The sequence below is a fragment of the Arthrobacter methylotrophus genome, from assembly GCF_039539965.1.
In the GTDB taxonomy this organism is placed as follows: Bacteria; Actinomycetota; Actinomycetes; order Actinomycetales; family Micrococcaceae; genus Arthrobacter; species Arthrobacter methylotrophus.
On the sequence record NZ_BAABED010000001.1, the window covers coordinates 1558210 to 1572947 of the forward strand.

Annotated in this window: 21 protein-coding genes; 2 read left to right on the forward strand and 19 right to left on the reverse strand. The window is 64.3% G+C overall.

Annotation, left to right across the window (positions count from 1 at the left end):
* Window positions 1–36 precede the first annotated feature (36 nt).
* The gene (locus tag ABD884_RS07555; protein ID WP_345041931.1) at window positions 37–819 is read left to right on the forward strand and encodes a metallophosphoesterase family protein; all 783 of its coding nucleotides are present in this window, start codon (window positions 37–39) and stop codon (window positions 817–819) included.
* Between the two features lie 51 nt (window positions 820–870).
* Here the strand turns inward: ABD884_RS07555 and ABD884_RS07560 are convergent, their stop codons facing one another.
* The 8 genes from ABD884_RS07560 to ABD884_RS07595 all read right to left on the reverse strand — a co-directional run bounded on the left by ABD884_RS07560 (window position 871) and on the right by ABD884_RS07595 (window position 5848).
* Window positions 871–1605 carry a hypothetical protein gene (locus tag ABD884_RS07560; protein WP_345041938.1) on the reverse strand — a complete coding sequence of 245 codons (735 nt, stop codon included), beginning with the start codon at window positions 1603–1605 and terminating at the stop codon, window positions 871–873.
* A gap of 71 nt (window positions 1606–1676) precedes the next feature.
* Entirely contained in the window at window positions 1677–2222 is a 546-nt protein-coding gene (locus ABD884_RS07565) for a hypothetical protein (RefSeq protein ID WP_345041949.1), read from the reverse strand.
* 23 nt (window positions 2223–2245) lie between these two features.
* Complete coding sequence (locus ABD884_RS07570; protein WP_345055330.1) at window positions 2246–2767, reverse strand: hypothetical protein; 522 nt, start codon at window positions 2765–2767, stop codon at window positions 2246–2248.
* Between the two features lie 2 nt (window positions 2768–2769).
* Window positions 2770–3285, reverse strand: coding sequence for a hypothetical protein (locus ABD884_RS07575; RefSeq protein ID WP_345041952.1), 516 nt, complete (start codon window positions 3283–3285; stop codon window positions 2770–2772).
* Window positions 3282–3839: an RDD family protein gene (locus ABD884_RS07580; protein ID WP_345041961.1), complete on the reverse strand. Its 558-nt coding sequence runs from the start codon at window positions 3837–3839 to the stop codon at window positions 3282–3284. The genes ABD884_RS07575 and ABD884_RS07580 overlap by 4 nt, the downstream gene beginning before the upstream one ends.
* Before the next feature lie 75 nt (window positions 3840–3914).
* Window positions 3915–4442, reverse strand: coding sequence for a hypothetical protein (locus ABD884_RS07585; RefSeq protein WP_345041968.1), 528 nt, complete (start codon window positions 4440–4442; stop codon window positions 3915–3917).
* Window positions 4442–5176 carry a hypothetical protein gene (locus ABD884_RS07590; protein WP_345041973.1) on the reverse strand — a complete coding sequence of 245 codons (735 nt, stop codon included), beginning with the start codon at window positions 5174–5176 and terminating at the stop codon, window positions 4442–4444. The genes ABD884_RS07585 and ABD884_RS07590 overlap by 1 nt, the downstream gene beginning before the upstream one ends.
* Before the next feature lie 33 nt (window positions 5177–5209).
* A complete protein-coding gene (locus ABD884_RS07595; protein ID WP_345041978.1) occupies window positions 5210–5848 on the reverse strand; it encodes a hypothetical protein in 639 nt (212 codons plus the stop codon).
* Between the two features lie 210 nt (window positions 5849–6058).
* On the opposite strand from ABD884_RS07595, the gene ABD884_RS07600 reads away from it, so the two are divergent.
* Window positions 6059–6511 (forward strand): SHOCT domain-containing protein, encoded by a 453-nt coding sequence (locus ABD884_RS07600; RefSeq protein WP_345041984.1) that lies wholly within the window; start codon window positions 6059–6061, stop codon window positions 6509–6511.
* 99 nt (window positions 6512–6610) lie between these two features.
* On the opposite strand, the gene ABD884_RS07605 is transcribed toward ABD884_RS07600, so the two are convergent.
* The 11 genes from ABD884_RS07605 to ABD884_RS07655 all read right to left on the reverse strand — a co-directional run bounded on the left by ABD884_RS07605 (window position 6611) and on the right by ABD884_RS07655 (window position 14668).
* A complete protein-coding gene (locus ABD884_RS07605) occupies window positions 6611–7267 on the reverse strand; it encodes a hypothetical protein (protein WP_345041987.1) in 657 nt (218 codons plus the stop codon).
* Window positions 7264–7596, reverse strand: coding sequence for a hypothetical protein (locus ABD884_RS07610; RefSeq protein WP_345041994.1), 333 nt, complete (start codon window positions 7594–7596; stop codon window positions 7264–7266). The genes ABD884_RS07605 and ABD884_RS07610 overlap by 4 nt, the downstream gene beginning before the upstream one ends.
* Window positions 7593–8555: a hypothetical protein gene (locus ABD884_RS07615; protein WP_345041999.1), complete on the reverse strand. Its 963-nt coding sequence runs from the start codon at window positions 8553–8555 to the stop codon at window positions 7593–7595. The genes ABD884_RS07610 and ABD884_RS07615 overlap by 4 nt, the downstream gene beginning before the upstream one ends.
* Before the next feature lie 17 nt (window positions 8556–8572).
* Window positions 8573–9292, reverse strand: a complete 720-nt coding sequence (locus ABD884_RS07620; protein ID WP_345042004.1) for a hypothetical protein — start codon at window positions 9290–9292, stop codon at window positions 8573–8575.
* Entirely contained in the window at window positions 9289–9792 is a 504-nt protein-coding gene (locus tag ABD884_RS07625; protein WP_345042010.1) for a hypothetical protein, read from the reverse strand. Before ABD884_RS07625 ends, ABD884_RS07620 begins: the two co-directional genes overlap by 4 nt.
* Window positions 9793–9860: 68 nt before the next feature.
* The gene (locus ABD884_RS07630; protein ID WP_345042014.1) at window positions 9861–10691 is read right to left on the reverse strand and encodes a hypothetical protein; all 831 of its coding nucleotides are present in this window, start codon (window positions 10689–10691) and stop codon (window positions 9861–9863) included.
* Entirely contained in the window at window positions 10688–11350 is a 663-nt protein-coding gene (locus ABD884_RS07635; protein WP_345042019.1) for a hypothetical protein, read from the reverse strand. The genes ABD884_RS07630 and ABD884_RS07635 overlap by 4 nt, the downstream gene beginning before the upstream one ends.
* Window positions 11347–12327: a hypothetical protein gene (locus ABD884_RS07640; protein ID WP_345042023.1), complete on the reverse strand. Its 981-nt coding sequence runs from the start codon at window positions 12325–12327 to the stop codon at window positions 11347–11349. The genes ABD884_RS07635 and ABD884_RS07640 overlap by 4 nt, the downstream gene beginning before the upstream one ends.
* A gap of 48 nt (window positions 12328–12375) precedes the next feature.
* Window positions 12376–13230 carry an oxygenase MpaB family protein gene (locus tag ABD884_RS07645; protein ID WP_345042027.1) on the reverse strand — a complete coding sequence of 285 codons (855 nt, stop codon included), beginning with the start codon at window positions 13228–13230 and terminating at the stop codon, window positions 12376–12378.
* Window positions 13227–14192, reverse strand: a complete 966-nt coding sequence (locus ABD884_RS07650) for a hypothetical protein (protein ID WP_345042031.1) — start codon at window positions 14190–14192, stop codon at window positions 13227–13229. The genes ABD884_RS07645 and ABD884_RS07650 overlap by 4 nt, the downstream gene beginning before the upstream one ends.
* Complete coding sequence (locus tag ABD884_RS07655) at window positions 14189–14668, reverse strand: hypothetical protein (protein WP_345042034.1); 480 nt, start codon at window positions 14666–14668, stop codon at window positions 14189–14191. The genes ABD884_RS07650 and ABD884_RS07655 overlap by 4 nt, the downstream gene beginning before the upstream one ends.
* Window positions 14669–14738 lie beyond the last annotated feature (70 nt).

Here is a 14738-nt window from a genome sequence, read left to right on the forward strand (position 1 = left end):
TGCACTAAATACCCGCATGCCGTACACATGGAGTTGATGACGACGAATATCGCGCAACCAGAAACCGGAGGGAATCCGGAAATCCTCATCGCGGGGGACTGGCACGGCCGCACCTCCTGGATGGTAATGGTGCTGCGCAAGGCAGCCCGCAGCGGACACAGGACGGTCATCCATGTCGGTGACCTGGCAGTGCTGTGGCCGGCAGCGAACGACAAGGACAAGTTCACGAAAGCCCTCGCCCGCAGGCTCGAAGAGCATGGCCTGACGCTTATCTTCATCGACGGAAACCACGACGTGCACCCGAAACTGCGCGCGTTGCCGGTCAACGAAGAGGGATTCGGCGTCATCACCGACCGGTTGTTGTACGCGCCGCGGGGTCACCGGTGGCAATTGGGCGGGGTCCGGTTCGGGGCACTGGGCGGGGCCTATTCGGTTGACCGGCGAACCCGGAAGCTGAATTCGTCATGGTGGATCGGGGAGGAGACCAGCGAAGCGGATGTGCTCCGGCTCGGACACGGATCGTTGGATGTCCTCATTACCCATGAGGTCCCTGCAGGGATCGACGTCGTTCCGCAGATTTTCGGAGAACTGCCTGAGTTCATCGAACGCGAGGCGTATGCGAACCGGCTCCTGGTCCGTGACGCGGTCCGGAACACCGAACCGAAGCTTGTCTTCTCCGGGCACTGGCATCAGCGCCGCACCGGCCTGATGCCGAACATGGACACACGGGTTCATGTCCTGCATCGGGACCTGTTCGAAGGGAATGTAGTTGCCTTGGACCTGGACACCTTGACCGTCCGGGAGTACCCATTGGGCTGACCAGGGCATGCGAAGACCCCGCACCGTTGATCGATGCGGGGTCTTCGTGTTCTAGCGGTTTTTGTTCGTCAGCAGGGTGTTGACCCTGTCCCTGAGTTCTTCCAGATCCTCTTTCTTGTCGGAGTCGTAGTGCTCCTCGTCCAGGCAATCCTGGATCGTGATGATTCCGAAGTTTGCCGACTCGATGAGATCCTTTTGCTCCTGGGCCGCGAACGCACGGGTGAGCGGGTCGTTTTGCGGACTCACGTCAGGCAGGGGCGCCTGGGTTGCGGCCTTGAGGTTGATGTCTGCCATCCGGGTGTATTTCCGTCCGCCGTGGAATTCCGCAACACCCTCGGCCCAGGAGTCGTCCTTCGGGTTCAACGCCCAGGCGAGTTCCCGCAGATCCGGCCCGGTGAGGTAGGGCTCCTCCATCGTCCAGCTGTCATCGTCCAGGGAGAGCTCCAGCAGGGCACCGTCGGCATCGGCAAGGGAGATCAGGTCGAACTGGTTTTCGCCGTCCTCGCTTTCCCGGATCCTCAGCACTGCTGCGTCCGGGTATTTGGCCAGGATCGCCGATGACAGACAGCGCAGGGACTGGATCTGGTGCATGTGGTCCAGGACTTCGGCTTGTTCACGGTGCCGGCGCAGGAGTTCCTGGTGGGCGAAATACACGCCAAAGTGCTCCGAGGCTGATTGAGGCTCTGAGGAGACGAGTCCGATGGCCGGTTCGGTGTGGGCGGTGGCGGCGAACTGGCCGCCCGCGGGGATGCCCTTGGGCTGGCGAGCTGCTGTGTCTGTGGTCATGCCCAGGATGTGTGCGGCGGACATGCGAAAGCGCCGGGGCAAGAGGGTGCCCCGGCGCTCTGTCAACGCCGTCAGGCCTCCGGGTCCTCGGGGAGCGGGGCGTTCAGGGCCGCCTGCAGGTCGATGTCGACGATCTTGGAGGTCCGCTTGCCGCCGGTGACGACACCGACACCGTCGTGGGTCCAGCTGTCATAGTGCCGGTCCAGGTCGTAGACGAATTCCTGGACGTAGGGGCCATTAGGCGTCATCTCTTCGTAGGCCCACTCATCGCCATCGTCCACGTGCGCGAGCACCCGCCCGTCGGTTGCGGTGATGGAGACGACGTCGTACTGGTTCTCGCCATCTTCGTTCTCTATGATCCGGAGGGTGGCTGCCTCCGGGTACTTGGACAGAAGCGAGGAGGCCACGCCCCGGACTGCGACGCGCTGGGCGAGGCGGTCGAGGGCTGCGGCGTTTTCCTGGGCCTGGTCGCGGCGTTCCCGGATGGCGTCCCGTTCTGCCACGAATTCTTCCGCGGTGGCGGAGCCCGGCGGCAGGGTGATCTGGGGTTCCGCGTGGGTGGTCGCGGCGAACTGGCCGCCGGCGGGGATGCCCTGGGGCTGGCGTGCGGTGTTCATGGTTCTGCTTTCTGTGGTGGTGGTCAGGCGGAGAACTGGTGGTCCATGTCGATGACGTAGGTGCTGGTTTCGGGGTCGTAGCCAATCCCTTCGTGCTCGTAGCCGAAGAAGCCGGTGCCGAGCCGGGACAGGTGGACGGACACGCCGGGATCAATCTGGTCATCGTCCTTGTCCCGGCGGTAGAACCAGTGCTTGTCTTTGGGGGTGATGTCGTGGCCGTCCTTGTCCCGGATGCTCACCGGGGAGAACTCGTCCAAGGGCTCTCCGGTCCAGCCGTGCCGGGAACGGGTCACGTGCAGCTTGGCGGCGTCCGGGAAGTGCCGGCGGACGGAGCCGATGGCAGCGTCGACATTCATCAGGTCCATCTGCTCCTGCAGCCGGTAGATTTCCTGGCGCTTCTCGAAGAGTGCGTCCAGCAGCTGCCGCTGCTCGGCCGGGGTGATAGCCGTCGATGTCAGGCTCACGGCGGGCTCGGCATGGGTGGTAGCGGCGAACTGGCCGCCGGTGGGGATGCCCGCGGGCTGCCGGGCGGTCGTCTCGGTCATGGTCAGTGTCCTTCGGGGGAGCCGGGGGAGAGGAAGACTTCGAACCGGGCCAGCACCTCGTCGGCGCTCCGGAAGACGGGCTCCCGGCCGGAGGGGTGCATCATGTCCAGCATTGATCCGGCGCGGCGAAGGCGGCTCCTGGCATCCGTCACCGCCTGGCGGGCCGCGGCCTGGTCACCGCCGGCTTCGTGGATCCGCAGCGGGAGGTGCTGCAGCGAGCTGTGTGCGATCACGAGCATGGCGGCGTGGGTCTCGTAGCCCTGGGCCAGGGCCGCTTTGCCGTTCTCCAGATAGGACGTGGCCAGCTGGTTGCTCAGGACCAGGGCCATAGCGGTGCGGGCTTCGGCCGGTGTCCTGCCTCCTTCTTCCAGGGAGGCCGCGGCGTCGTGCCAGTCCTGATCGGGCCGGGCCGCCGACGGCGGCGGGGTTAGGGTCATGGATGGCTCAGCGTGGGCAGTGGCGGCGAACTGGCCGCCGGCAGGGATGCCCGCCGGTTGGCGGGTGTTGTTTGGGCTCATGCCTGGTTTGTGTGCGGCTGCGGCCCTTTTCGGCACAGGGTGGCCGGTGGTTCGCTGGGGAAAACGCCGGCGCTGGTGCGGACGGCAACAAACCTGGTCTCGGCGTTTCCGTCACCGTTGAGCATCAGGGTGAACAGGACGTAGAGGAACCAGCCAACCGCGCGCAGGCCGGCGGCCAGGAACCCGGCATAGGCTCCGTCGTCGATGGTGACGATACGCATCCGGGCCACGGCTTCCCCGATGGTGCCGATCGTGCCGGCGGCTCCGCCATAGAGGAACACGGTGGCGAACAGGAAGACGCCGAAGACGGCGATGGGCGCCCATTCCGGGGACATGATCGTCGTGGACAGCAGGAGTGTATCCGTGGCCTTCGTCAGCCCGAAGGCTGCAGCTGCCACGAGGATGATGTCGAGGATCCGTCCCATAAGGTAGGCGGTGACGCTCTGGGGGACGTAATACCGGCCGGTGCCCGCATGGGGCCAGACCTTCTTTCCGAGGACCGGGTCGATGAGGTCGTTGGCGGCGTGGCGGGCAGGCATGGTGGTTGTGCTCATTTCGGGCCTTCAGGTTGATGGTCGGTGAAGAGGAGGCGTGCGGCCGCCGCTGGTCGGCGGCGGCCGCGTCCGCTACTAGATGAGGTCGATGCCCTCGGCGTAGTCGCGGTCCAGCGGGACGATGATCTCGCCGGTCTCCGTGTCGTAGGTGAGGTCGTTCTCGTAGTCGAAGAACCTGTTGCGGATCTCGTTGAACGAATTGCTGATGGACCGGCCGCCGTCCGGGGCGGCCTTGTAGTCCCAGTTGGAGATACCCTCGGCCGGGTTGTTGCCGTCCTTGTCGCGGATCCCCTCCAGGGTGGACCTGAACTGGCTGCCGCGGTCGCCGAAGTGCTGCTTGACGCGCATTTCGGTGGCGGTCGGGTAGTCCCGGAGGATGCCTGACTTGACCGCCTCCATGCTCAGCCGGTCCTGTTCCTTGAGCATCTTGTCGACAGCGTGCAGGCGCCGGTCCGCCTGGCTCAGCAGCAGAGCGTGCCGGTCCGGGTGGTACGGCTGCCGGACTGCCGCCGCAGTCTCAAGGGTTACGTCCGGTTCGGCGTGGGCTGTCGCGGCGAACTGGCCGCCGGTAGGGATGCCGGCCGGCTGGCGTGCAGCGTCCATCAGTAACCTTCCTTGAACGCCTGGTCCGTCTTCTCGTGTTGGTAGACCTTGAGAGAGGCGTCCATGGCCTGGTAGATGTCGATGCTGTGCGCGTCGGCGTAGTGGCGCAGGTCGGTGAACAGGTCGCGCATCGTGATGTCTGCGCCCTGTCCTTCTTCGCAGACCGCCATGACCGCGGCCGCCCGCTTGGCGGATTCCTGCTGCGGGGTCAGCTTCGCTGCCGGTGCGCCGTGCCCGGTGGCGAAAGCGATGATCGCCTTGTTGGTTTCAGTGGACGCGGTGGCGTCGGCGAGCACACCGAACGTGGCGCCGTCGATGCGTTCGTGCACTGATTCGGCCCAGGTGCGGGTCTTCTCGAAGTCGTCGTAACTGGCGATGGTCGACCAGGGTGCGATCTCATCTTCGCCGCTGTGGCCGGACTCGATGGTGTTGGTGATCTCGTCGGCCATGGGGTCGTTCAAGAACGCCATCGTGCTGCCATCGACGGTGACGCGGGTTTCGAGGTTGCCGTCGATGTCGAAGCCGAACGTGACCTCCGGAGTGCCGACGCTGGCCGGCAGTTCCGGCAGGCGGCCGAACTCTGATTCCTTCAGGTCGATGCTGCCCTTGAATTCCACCGGGACGGCAGGGGACGTGTTGCCTGGCAGCCCGATAGCTGGCTCGGAATGGAAGGTGGGTGCGAACTGGCCGCCGGCAGGGATGCCCTGCGGTTGGCGTGCAATGGTATCGGTCATACCTTCTCTGTGTGCGGCCAGTTCGTCCCGTGGTTAGAAGGGCTCGTAGACCGGCCGCCCGTACGGGATGCGGTCGGTGTCCGTGCCGGTGGAGAGGAGGATCTCGCCGTAGCCGAAGGGCCGGAACCGGTTCTTCTCGGTCGGGCACACGAAGGTGACCTTTCCACCTTTATCGCACCGCGTAGTGATCTTGTAGCCTGCTGAGCTGACGATGACCGCTTCGGCGCCCGTGCCGATGTCCATAGAGTTGCCCCAGTTCGAGCGGGCCCGGATGATCGCCGTGCCGGAGACCACCTTGAGGTTGGGAATGCCGGAGCAGACGTCGACGATGATGGGCCGGCCGTCCTTGGGGCCCACGATTTCGATGTGCTCTCCGGGCTCCGTGTCCGGGGAGCAGTACGCTTCCAGGCGCACCATACGGATCTTGCCGTCTGCCTCGCCTCGGGTGTTCTTTAGTAGGCGGCGCGCCTCGGACCCGGTCCTCGGGTACTTTTCTTCGATCACAGCGTCGGGGCCGGCCAGGGCTTCCAGTTCGCGTTCGTAGAGGTGCTGTTCGTTGACGAATTCTGCACGGCTGCCGGTGAGGACAATGCCGGGCTCGGAGTGTGCGGTGGCGGCGAACTGGCCGCCGGAGGAGATGCCCTTGGGCTGGCGTGCTGTGGTTGTAGTCATGCTCTTGATGTGTGCGGCGGTGGCGGACTTGTGCGGGTTTCTGATGTGTTAGCCCGCGACCGTTGTATTCCCTGGTCTCCTTGTCACCGTGTCGGAGGTCCACTCGGCCGCTACCCGCTTTGAAGGCATACCGTCGGCGTGCGGCTGTCAGGGCCACGGCGCAGATATGATTCCCCTCGTCATCATCTGCGCAACCCCTTGGGGGACATCTTGTCTGAAATCAAACAACCGAAACGCCATGCCTGGGGCCGCGGCTGGGTCTGGCTCGTCGTACTCGGCCTCCTCACCGCTGTCATCGGGATCATCACCGGGTCCGTGAAAGCCGGCGACATGTGCGGCAGCGTCTTCAGTCCCACGAGCAACGTCGCGGCAATCTACGACACGCTGGGTGGCTCGCCCGGCGGGGCAGTTGCGGACTGCAAGGAGTCCATCGCCGCGCAGACCGTGCCGACTTGGATCCTGATCGTCCTGGGCATCATCCTGGTCCTGGCGGGCATCATCGTCCGGTCCATCGGCAACAATCGTCCGACGGTGGTTGCCGCGGCGCCGGCACCTCCGTCCGCCGCAACCCAGATCGAAGAGCTGTCCCGGCTCAAGGAGAAAGGGCTGGTCAGTGATGAGGAGTTCGAAAAGAAACGGGTCGAATTGCTCGGCCGGCTCTAACCCAAGGCGGTAACGCACAGAAGGACCACGGCGATAATAGCCGGGGTCCTTCTGTGCTGAAGGATCAGGAGATCCTGGTGTCGTCGATGATCCCGCGGGTCATCCCTCTGCCACATCCCCGGTTGGGCCCAGGACGGTGGCGTCCGGGTCTTCCCGCATCCCCCAGTAGCCGTCAGACCCGGAGAGCACCAGCCCGGCTCCGAGGTGGCCGCGATGCCAGGCCTCGGACGGGGTGAGCTTGAGTAACTTGCGCCAGTGTTCCCGGTCCTCGAATGACGCACGCTTGGTGCCGGAGATCTGCAGGGCGTGGTCGGTGACGTAGACCGGGGTGCCGCCGGGCTTGAACCGGTCCAGGGACGGGTCGTAGTGGTCCATGCTGCGCTCGTACAGCGCGGCGGCCCCGGTGCGCAGGCCCATGACGAAGTCGTCGTAGGCGGGGTCCTTGGTCTCGAGCGCCCGGGTCATCGCCCAGTCGTGCCAGGCGTGGAACGCGTTGCGGCGCTGGGCGTTGACGACGCCGCGGGAAAGGGGGCCGTCCATGACGGTGCCGACGGCCGCGTCGATGGATGCATCTTCACCGAACACCCAGTCATCAGGGCGGGGTTCCGGGCACCTGGCGTGCCGGCCCAGGAAAGTGTCCTCCGGCAGGTTCAGTTCTGTTGACGCTTTGGCGCGGAGGTTGACGCCGGGCTCGGTGTGGGTGGTGGCGGCGAACTGGCCGCCTGCTGGGATGCCCTTGGGTTGGCGGTTGCTCATCGCTGGCCTTCTGTCTCGCCCAGCTGGGAAGTCTCGACAGCAGGGGTCAGCGCCTTCGGGCCAAGAATCATCCATCCGTCGCGATCTCCGGTCCTGCACCAAATTTTCAGTACAGGAAGCCCCGTGACATCAGTGTGTGGTTCCGGAGCTTTCAGGACCTCCACGTTGTAGACCGTGTCGTGGTGGCTGTACGCGAAAAGGTCGCCGGGTTGTAGGTCCTGTGGTGTGCGATCAGTGGTGGCTTCCAAGGTGATGCTTGGCTCGGAGTGCGACGTTGCGGCGAACTGGCCCCCTTCGGGGACGCCCTGGGGTTGGCGTGCTGTGCTCATTCAGATTCCTTCTCGATGTATTCGCTGGATTGGTCGGTTTCGAGGATGGCGACGACCCGGTTGAACCGGAGATATTCCTGGCGGCCGTCGATGTGCAGGAAGTCCATGGAGGCATCGCGGCCGGAGAAGACGTTGCGGATCTTCCCAAAGACCGGCTTCGGTGCGCCGTATTCGCAGTTGTGCAGGTAGACGGCGGCGATCCCGTTCAGCAGTGGACGTTCTCCTGCCGTGGCGCGCATGAAGCGCAAGGCCATGGCCTGGGGGTTTTGTTCTGCACCGTCGAGGGCCTTCATCAGAGAGCCCATATACTCGTAGACGGCTTCGCGGCCGTCACATTTGACGGTGATCTCTGTGGACAATTCCCGGGTCCAGTCGGTGCCGGACTCGTAATCTTCCTGAATGATCTCGACCGGAGCGTCGGCCGGGGCTTTGAACATGCGCCGGATGGCTGCCTCGAACTTCTCGTCACCAGTCATCCTGCTCGTGGTCTGTTCGACCCTGGTGTCCCCGTCGTAGTCCGACCTGAGCTCTTGCCGGATCAAATGGTGTTGCTGCGGCGGTCCAGGGACGACACCGCGCGGGGAAGGCAACGGCTTGGGGTTGGTGCGGGCCTCCACCATGAAGGCAACATGGCAGTCGTGGCAGTAACGCTCGGGGGAGTGGTCAGAACTTTGTTCGTGGAACGCGCACCGGCCGCTGTGGTTTTTGGCTATGAGCCCGTCTAGGAACTTCTCGAAAGTCGTCTCGCCGGCGCGGATGGCTTTGTGGGTGCCGTAGTAAAGCTCGCCGGTCCACCTCTCCGGGATGTCGCGCAGGTCGTTGAGGATGCCTGTCACGACCTTCTCAGGGTCGTAGCGGCGGGGTTCACCGAGGGAGATCCCCGGCTCGGAATGGGCGGAAGCTGCGAACTGCCCGCCGGCGGGGATGCCGGCGGGCTGCCGCGAGATGTTTTCGGTCATGTCTTACCTGTGTGCGGCTACCACCAGATGGCGGGGCGGGTGACGGGCAGCCAGTCCTCTTCGGGTCCGTCCTGGTGAACGACAGCTCCGTCCTTGGCGTTGATTTCGCAATCGCGGCCGCCGCCTATGACGTGCACGGCGCCCGTGCCGGTCACCCGGACATCGACGTTGGATTCCTTGGAGAGTGCCACCCGGGCGTTCGCGGAACTGCGGGTCTCTACGGTGTACCTGTTGTCGCCGTCCACGACTACGCCGGCGCGGGCGCCGTCTTCGATGACCGTGCGGCCGGATATGCCTTTGAAGCCGCCGAGGACCTCGATGTGGACGTTCCCGGAGGTGACGTGCAGGGCGTGGAAGCCGTCCTGGACCCGGATGACCAGCGGGGCGCCGGATTCCGGGCCTGCGACCTCATAGATGTCATCCCTGGGGGAGTTGCGGCGGCCGGGGACCCGGCCGAGGTCCACGACCCGGCCCTGGCTGCGCGGGCAGCGGAGCGCGCGGCGGATCTCCGTGCGGGTCACGGGCTCCTTGTGTTCGAGCACAATCCGGCCGCCGGCCTCGTCGTAGGTGAACGTGCCATCACTGTTCTCAGTCAGTTCGTATGCTCGACACGGCCTGGTAGGTGTGACTTCAGGTGCCACGGGCGCAAGGCTGAGAGACGGTTCGGCGTGGGCGGTGGTGGCGAACTGGCCGCCGGCAGGGACACCCCTGGGCTGTCGGGCTATGTTTGTGCTCATACCGGGGTTGTGTACGGCTGCGCGGCAGTAACGACGGCTGCGACATCGACCCGAAGAAATGCTCCGGCCGCCTCGACTCCCTCCAAGCCCGTGAGGTCTACGGCGCGTTCCTGCCGGACCTCGGCCATGACGGTGTCCGCCCAGTCACCGGTGCGGTGCGCAGGCAGGAACCGGCCTGAGCTGTCCAGGACGCTGGCGAGCATGGTGAGGCGGTCATCCTTCACGGTGAAGACCAGGGTGGCTGCATCAGAGTGCTGCTGCAGGACGTGGTGTGCTGCGGCGGCGCATGAGAGCGCCCGCTGCCTGTTTCCCACGAGGATGAGTTGTTCTTCCAGGACGGCGCGCTGGCGCATCAGGGCCGGCGTGGCGGCCGCGGCCCGAGCTGCGAGATCTGCGGTGGAGTGCGGTTCCAGGGTGAACCGGGGTTCGGTGTGGCTGGTGGGGGCGAACTGGCCGCCGGCGGGAATGCCCTGGGGCTGGCGGACTGCGGAGATGGTCATACCGGGGTTGTGTGCGGCGGCGGCCGGACGCAACAGAGGACCCCGCCGAAGCGAGACCCTCTGAGTGATCAGCCGGCGGGCCGGAAGTTGATCGCGTCCTCGACGGTGATGGTCTTTTGGTCCGTGAAGGTGTTGAAATCGTCTTCCTCCCGGTACCGGAACACCGCCTGGGTAGCCGCTCCGAGGGTTTCGTCGCTGACGGGGTTGCCGTCGGCGTCCCACGCCTCGGAGATCACCATGTGCTTGTCGCCGACGACCAGGTTGAACGAGTCGATGACCGGGAAATCTTCTCGCAGTTCCTGCGCGGCCCCGATCATGTAGATGTTCTGGATCTCGTCGCGGGCGGCGGCCAGGCGGGCCTCGGCCTTGGTCAGATAGGCGTCCCGGACACTGCAGTGGGTCAGGTCCGGCGCCGGGGAGGGGTCTTTGCCGAGGGAGTGGGCGAGGATGATGCTGTTGACTTCGGGGGTGCAGCTGGCCTCGATCATGATCCCGTACGTGGAGGAGTCGATGCGTTGGTGGACGCGCTTGCCCCATTCGAGGGCCATCTCCTGGTCTTCCTCGTCGAAGTCTTCCCACGGGTTGTTGCCGTTGTCGGTGTCGTTGATCGTTCCGTCGCTGTCGGAGTCCCAGAACGTCATCATCTTGTCGTCGACGGTGATGTTCGTTTCGCATTTGCCGTCGCTGAAGTCGAAGGATACTTCCGGCTGCGGCAGAGTTGCCGGCCACTCCGGCAACTGGTCGAAGTCCGCGTTGCGCAGCTCGATCGTCTTGCGGAGCTCGGCGGTATGGATCTTGTCCCCGGCGGGGGAGAGGTTGATCGACGGCTCGGCTCGGGCGTCGGGGGCGAACTGGCCGCCGGTCGGAATGCCCTGGGGCTGGCGTGCGGGTGTGTTCATGGTCTGGTTCCTTGGTGTGCTTTGTCATCTGCGATCAGTCGTCTGGCGAGTTTGATGGCGAACTCCTCGGGCGGGAATGATCGCTTGCTGGGTTCGAGTGCGTCGACCGCACTGTTCGTCGTTTCCTGATTCCAGGCGCAGCCGACGATAGTCCCACGATCGTGTTCACTGAATGTGTCGAAGGACCCGCTCATGAGCCCGTGGTTGAGTGCGCGCCGGGCGAAGTCGTACTTCTGCTCGGGCCTGTTTCGCTGCTTGTAGATGCGGTCGTAGGCTTCGGCCGGATCCATCTGCGACCGGGTATTGAACTCGCGGACTGCCTGGTCGAGCCGGATTTGTGTCGCCAGCTGCTGTCCGATGTCTTCCGGTTCGAAATGGCGTCGTGTATGGCTTTTTGCTACCGCGGCGATGGCCTGGTCGAGGTGTTCGTCAGATACTGTTCCTACCCGTTCGCCCATTGCGGCCCGGGCGTAGGTGCGTGTTTCTTCGGGGGTACTGTCGCCTTCGACCACGGCATCAAAAGCTTCCGCGTCCCGGAAGAAGTCCTCTGCCTCCTGGGTAGTGATAGGCCGGGTCAGCGCTACGTCCGGTTCCCGGTGCGCCGTCGGGGAGAACTGACCGCCTGCAGGGGTGCCCCTGGGCTGGCGTGCATCGTTCATCGGCTCGTCTTTTTCTCTGCAAGTTTCGCAGCCCAGGGTCGTGCGTCCGGATCCTTGCTGGCCTCGGCGAGCAGGGCGCCGAAGACATTCCTGGCGTGGGCGTGGAAATCGCCGTTGGCCGGTTCGCTGTGCAGGCCTTCGAAGACGGCGGCCATTTCCCAGTCGGCCGCCATACCGTCGAGGCGTTCGTTGTCCCGGTCCACGGTGGTGGTGCCGGTCTTGAAGTCGTGCCGGAGCCGGGTCCACATGCCGTCATCGTTGCTGGTCATGATTTCGCCGAAAGGGTCGCCGTTGACGTCCTGGTCCAGGGTGAGTTCACGGAGTTCGTAGAAGTCTCCGGAGCGCAGGCCGCCGGGCATGTTGTAGTTCGCGTCGACGACCGCCACGGTCCACAGCGCGTCCTGGACGGATTCGAAGCACGCTGCAGGAGTGGCGTAGTCGGGGCTGGTTTCCAGGTGGAAGGAGTAGTCCTCGTCGCGGTCCTCGTTCCAGACGAAGAAGCTGCCGTCTTCGGTGCGGCTGAGCACCAGTTCCCGGCCGGTGTCGGATTTGTATGTCCAGGCGCCGTCGGCGATGTCCGGGTTCGAGCCGGCGTAGGGGGTGAGTTCCCCGGTGAGGCCTGCCGCGGCGAGCTCATCGGGGAGTCCGTCCCCGGTTCCGGTGACGCGCAGTGGCCGTTCGCTGTGGTTGAAGACTGCGTCGATGCCGCGGATGTCCTCGACCGTGCACCCGTTGGCGGCGGCCAGCGTGGCGGCGTTCTCTTCGTAGACCGCTTCGGGACTGTTCTTCATCAGGGTGGCGACGTAGCCGGCTGAGGAATGGGCCATGCCCGCCCTGGCTGCGGCACCCATCTCGGCCAGGATGGCCTGGTGTTCCCCGGCTACTGCCAGGCGGGCGTCTGGTTCAGAATGGGTGGTTGCGGCGAACTGGCCGCCCACAGGAATGCCTTTGGGTTGGCGCGCGATGTTATCGGTCATGCTCTACCTGTGTGCGGCCGCAGCGGAATCCGTGCGGCCGCACACAGATCAGCTTGCTTTGGGGCCGATCTGATCCAGCGTGTATCCGCCCGGGTAGACCGACACTGCGATCTTTCCTGGAACAAAAGCAGGGTTGGTCGGCAGAGGCTGCATCCGTGCCCGGATCGCCCGGCACCGGACGACGGCGTTGAAGATCACCTGCAACCACCTTGGTGAACGCTTGAGACCCAGTGCAGTCGTGACCTGCGGCTTGTCCATCATGAGCGCCAGCACCCTGAGAGTCATCGGCTGCAAAGGCTTGGGAAGCCGGATTTTGATGGCCTCGACCGTGGAATCCAGCAGCATGGCGCCCTCCGGGCTCGGGGCAAGTTTGCGGTCCTCGTACTCGTCAAGGAAACGACCCGCCTCCTCCAAGGTCTCCGGCGCGGCGTCCGCCAGGCCCATCCTGCGGCCGAGCTCGGCGTAGAACGCCACCGCAGCCTGCTCCTCCAACGAGGTGAGCTTGCGCCACCCATGCTTCTCGATCCAGCGCAGCGGCAACACCAGGAGGGTCATGAGGACGTACATGAAATCTTCGCTGGTGCCCGGAACGCCCTTGTGGACCCGGCGCAAGAGCTCGATCATGGCTTGGCCGCGTTCACTGTCGAAGCCGCCAGTGATGATTTCGTGGATGACGATGGCGGTGTCGTAGGACCGCTTCATGGGCCGGTGCTGCATCTCGCCGCGCTCGGCCAGGACTTTGGCCGTCGAAGGGATGGTGAAGTTCCGGTAGTACGAGACGAAGAACCCGGAGTGGAATTCCTTCTGGAAGTCGTACAAGACCATGTTCCGGTAGATGCCGAAAAGGTCATCCCCTTCGGGCACGGACTGACGTGTCGGGTGGGTGGGCATGCTCAGCTTCATGAACTTCGTTCCAGATCGAGGTCGGTTTCCAGGGAGAGCAGATAGCTCCTCTCCCGCTCGGTCAAAACGGTAGCGCCCGTTCCGGCGGCCAGCTCGGCGTCCCAGATTTCCACGATCATCCGGTGCAGACGGTCCTGCTCACTGGCGTTGGCATCGGTCTCCAGAAGCCGGTCCATCCGGGCACCTTTCAGGACCCTATTCCGGATGGGCTCAACGCTTTCGATCATCTCCTGAATTCGAGCCTTGTGTTTCTTACGTGCTGCACGCCCGGCGACGGCAGGGATGGTCAACCCGACGCCGACCAGGACAATCGCGAAAAGCTCGTACACGGCAAAGGGCTGCGACTTAAACGACCGGGACCCGAGAACAGGGAAGAGATCGGAAGAACGCAAGACTTCATCGGCCATGCTGACGGCCGTGTAAACGCTGATGAGGCATCCCAATCCCACCATGGAGAACCCGACCTTGAAGGCCTTGCGCATCCTCGGGATGAAGCGGATGCACGCCCAGGCGATCTCCCCGCAGGACCATCCCACGAAGGCAATGACCATGAGGGAGAAAAAGGCGGCCGTCAGAAGGTAGTGGTATTGGCCCCAGGTTGCCGTGGATGGCAGCAAGCCCGTCAGGAAGAAGAACAGAAACTGCAGGGCCACGGTGGCCAGGAGCGGCAGCCGGCGTACCCAGACGTTTCGCTTGCCGTAGTCCGGCGAGATGGCGTTCAGGACAGCCGCGCGCAGAAACCATAGACCCAGGACCATCAGGATGCTGTTGATCAGCTTGACCAGGTTGACCCCGCCCAGGAGGGAGTCGGTGGTGCTGTAGACATCCGGGTCGATAAGGACCATGGCGCCTGCTTCAAAGACGGCTGCGTAAAAGACCGTGTCCTTGCCGTTCCTGGTCATTGCAGGCACACGAGCGACGGCCAGAAGCAGCAAAGCTCCGGCCATGACGATCTGGATCATCCGAAAACCGCACCGAAATTGGACGGTTGGCGGTCGGCCTGCCGGGAACGACGGATCCTCGCCGCCAATCGGTCAGCGAGAAGCTCGGCCGTCACTTCGAACTCGTCGAAGAAATCAGTTCTCTTCAAGGCCAAGACCACACGGTCCGGATCAAGGTCCGGGAAGAACTTCCTGGCGTCCTCCGGGGAAAGCTCTTCCTGCGTGTGCCGCAGGATCATGTGGGCGAATTCGTGAAGCACGATCTGCTGGCGATGCATCTCCGATGCGGCCCGGGCATGAAGGATCAGGTCCATGTCATCCAGCCCGAACCAGAGGCCGCAGACTTGATCCTCGGGCCCATCCATGGGCTGAATGACGACCTTCCGACCCCGGAGCTTTTCGATATGTCGAAGGGTTGACGTCAGCGTCACCGGTTCTACGAGGTTGAGGCTTTCTTCGGCAGCCTGTGCCCGCGCGCGGGCAGCAGTGTAATCCATGACGAGACCGGTCCTTGAGGCTGTATCCAATTAGAGGCAGACCCCCGTCCACCAGTGACCGAGGATACCA

What these genes read in the sequence shown, in the direction of transcription:
- ABD884_RS07555 (WP_345041931.1), top strand. Translation starts at nt 37, where the DNA reads ATGACGACGAATATCGCGCAACCAGAAACCGGAGGGAATCCGGAAATC.
- ABD884_RS07570 (WP_345055330.1), bottom strand. Translation starts at nt 2,767, where the DNA reads ATGACCGAGACGACCGCCCGGCAGCCCGCGGGCATCCCCACCGGCGGC.
- ABD884_RS07565 (WP_345041949.1), bottom strand. Translation starts at nt 2,222, where the DNA reads ATGAACACCGCACGCCAGCCCCAGGGCATCCCCGCCGGCGGCCAGTTC.
- ABD884_RS07590 (WP_345041973.1), bottom strand. Translation starts at nt 5,176, where the DNA reads ATGACCGATACCATTGCACGCCAACCGCAGGGCATCCCTGCCGGCGGC.
- ABD884_RS07615 (WP_345041999.1), bottom strand. Translation starts at nt 8,555, where the DNA reads ATGACCGAAAACATCTCGCGGCAGCCCGCCGGCATCCCCGCCGGCGGG.
- ABD884_RS07655 (WP_345042034.1), bottom strand. Translation starts at nt 14,668, where the DNA reads ATGGATTACACTGCTGCCCGCGCGCGGGCACAGGCTGCCGAAGAAAGC.
- ABD884_RS07560 (WP_345041938.1), bottom strand. Translation starts at nt 1,605, where the DNA reads ATGACCACAGACACAGCAGCTCGCCAGCCCAAGGGCATCCCCGCGGGC.
- ABD884_RS07635 (WP_345042019.1), bottom strand. Translation starts at nt 11,350, where the DNA reads ATGAACGATGCACGCCAGCCCAGGGGCACCCCTGCAGGCGGTCAGTTC.
- ABD884_RS07630 (WP_345042014.1), bottom strand. Translation starts at nt 10,691, where the DNA reads ATGAACACACCCGCACGCCAGCCCCAGGGCATTCCGACCGGCGGCCAG.
- ABD884_RS07610 (WP_345041994.1), bottom strand. Translation starts at nt 7,596, where the DNA reads ATGAGCACAGCACGCCAACCCCAGGGCGTCCCCGAAGGGGGCCAGTTC.
- ABD884_RS07640 (WP_345042023.1), bottom strand. Translation starts at nt 12,327, where the DNA reads ATGACCGATAACATCGCGCGCCAACCCAAAGGCATTCCTGTGGGCGGC.
- ABD884_RS07620 (WP_345042004.1), bottom strand. Translation starts at nt 9,292, where the DNA reads ATGAGCACAAACATAGCCCGACAGCCCAGGGGTGTCCCTGCCGGCGGC.
- ABD884_RS07575 (WP_345041952.1), bottom strand. Translation starts at nt 3,285, where the DNA reads ATGAGCCCAAACAACACCCGCCAACCGGCGGGCATCCCTGCCGGCGGC.
- ABD884_RS07625 (WP_345042010.1), bottom strand. Translation starts at nt 9,792, where the DNA reads ATGACCATCTCCGCAGTCCGCCAGCCCCAGGGCATTCCCGCCGGCGGC.
- ABD884_RS07580 (WP_345041961.1), bottom strand. Translation starts at nt 3,839, where the DNA reads ATGAGCACAACCACCATGCCTGCCCGCCACGCCGCCAACGACCTCATC.
- ABD884_RS07650 (WP_345042031.1), bottom strand. Translation starts at nt 14,192, where the DNA reads ATGATCCAGATCGTCATGGCCGGAGCTTTGCTGCTTCTGGCCGTCGCT.
- ABD884_RS07605 (WP_345041987.1), bottom strand. Translation starts at nt 7,267, where the DNA reads ATGAGCAACCGCCAACCCAAGGGCATCCCAGCAGGCGGCCAGTTCGCC.
- ABD884_RS07595 (WP_345041978.1), bottom strand. Translation starts at nt 5,848, where the DNA reads ATGACTACAACCACAGCACGCCAGCCCAAGGGCATCTCCTCCGGCGGC.
- ABD884_RS07585 (WP_345041968.1), bottom strand. Translation starts at nt 4,442, where the DNA reads ATGGACGCTGCACGCCAGCCGGCCGGCATCCCTACCGGCGGCCAGTTC.
- ABD884_RS07645 (WP_345042027.1), bottom strand. Translation starts at nt 13,230, where the DNA reads ATGAAGCTGAGCATGCCCACCCACCCGACACGTCAGTCCGTGCCCGAA.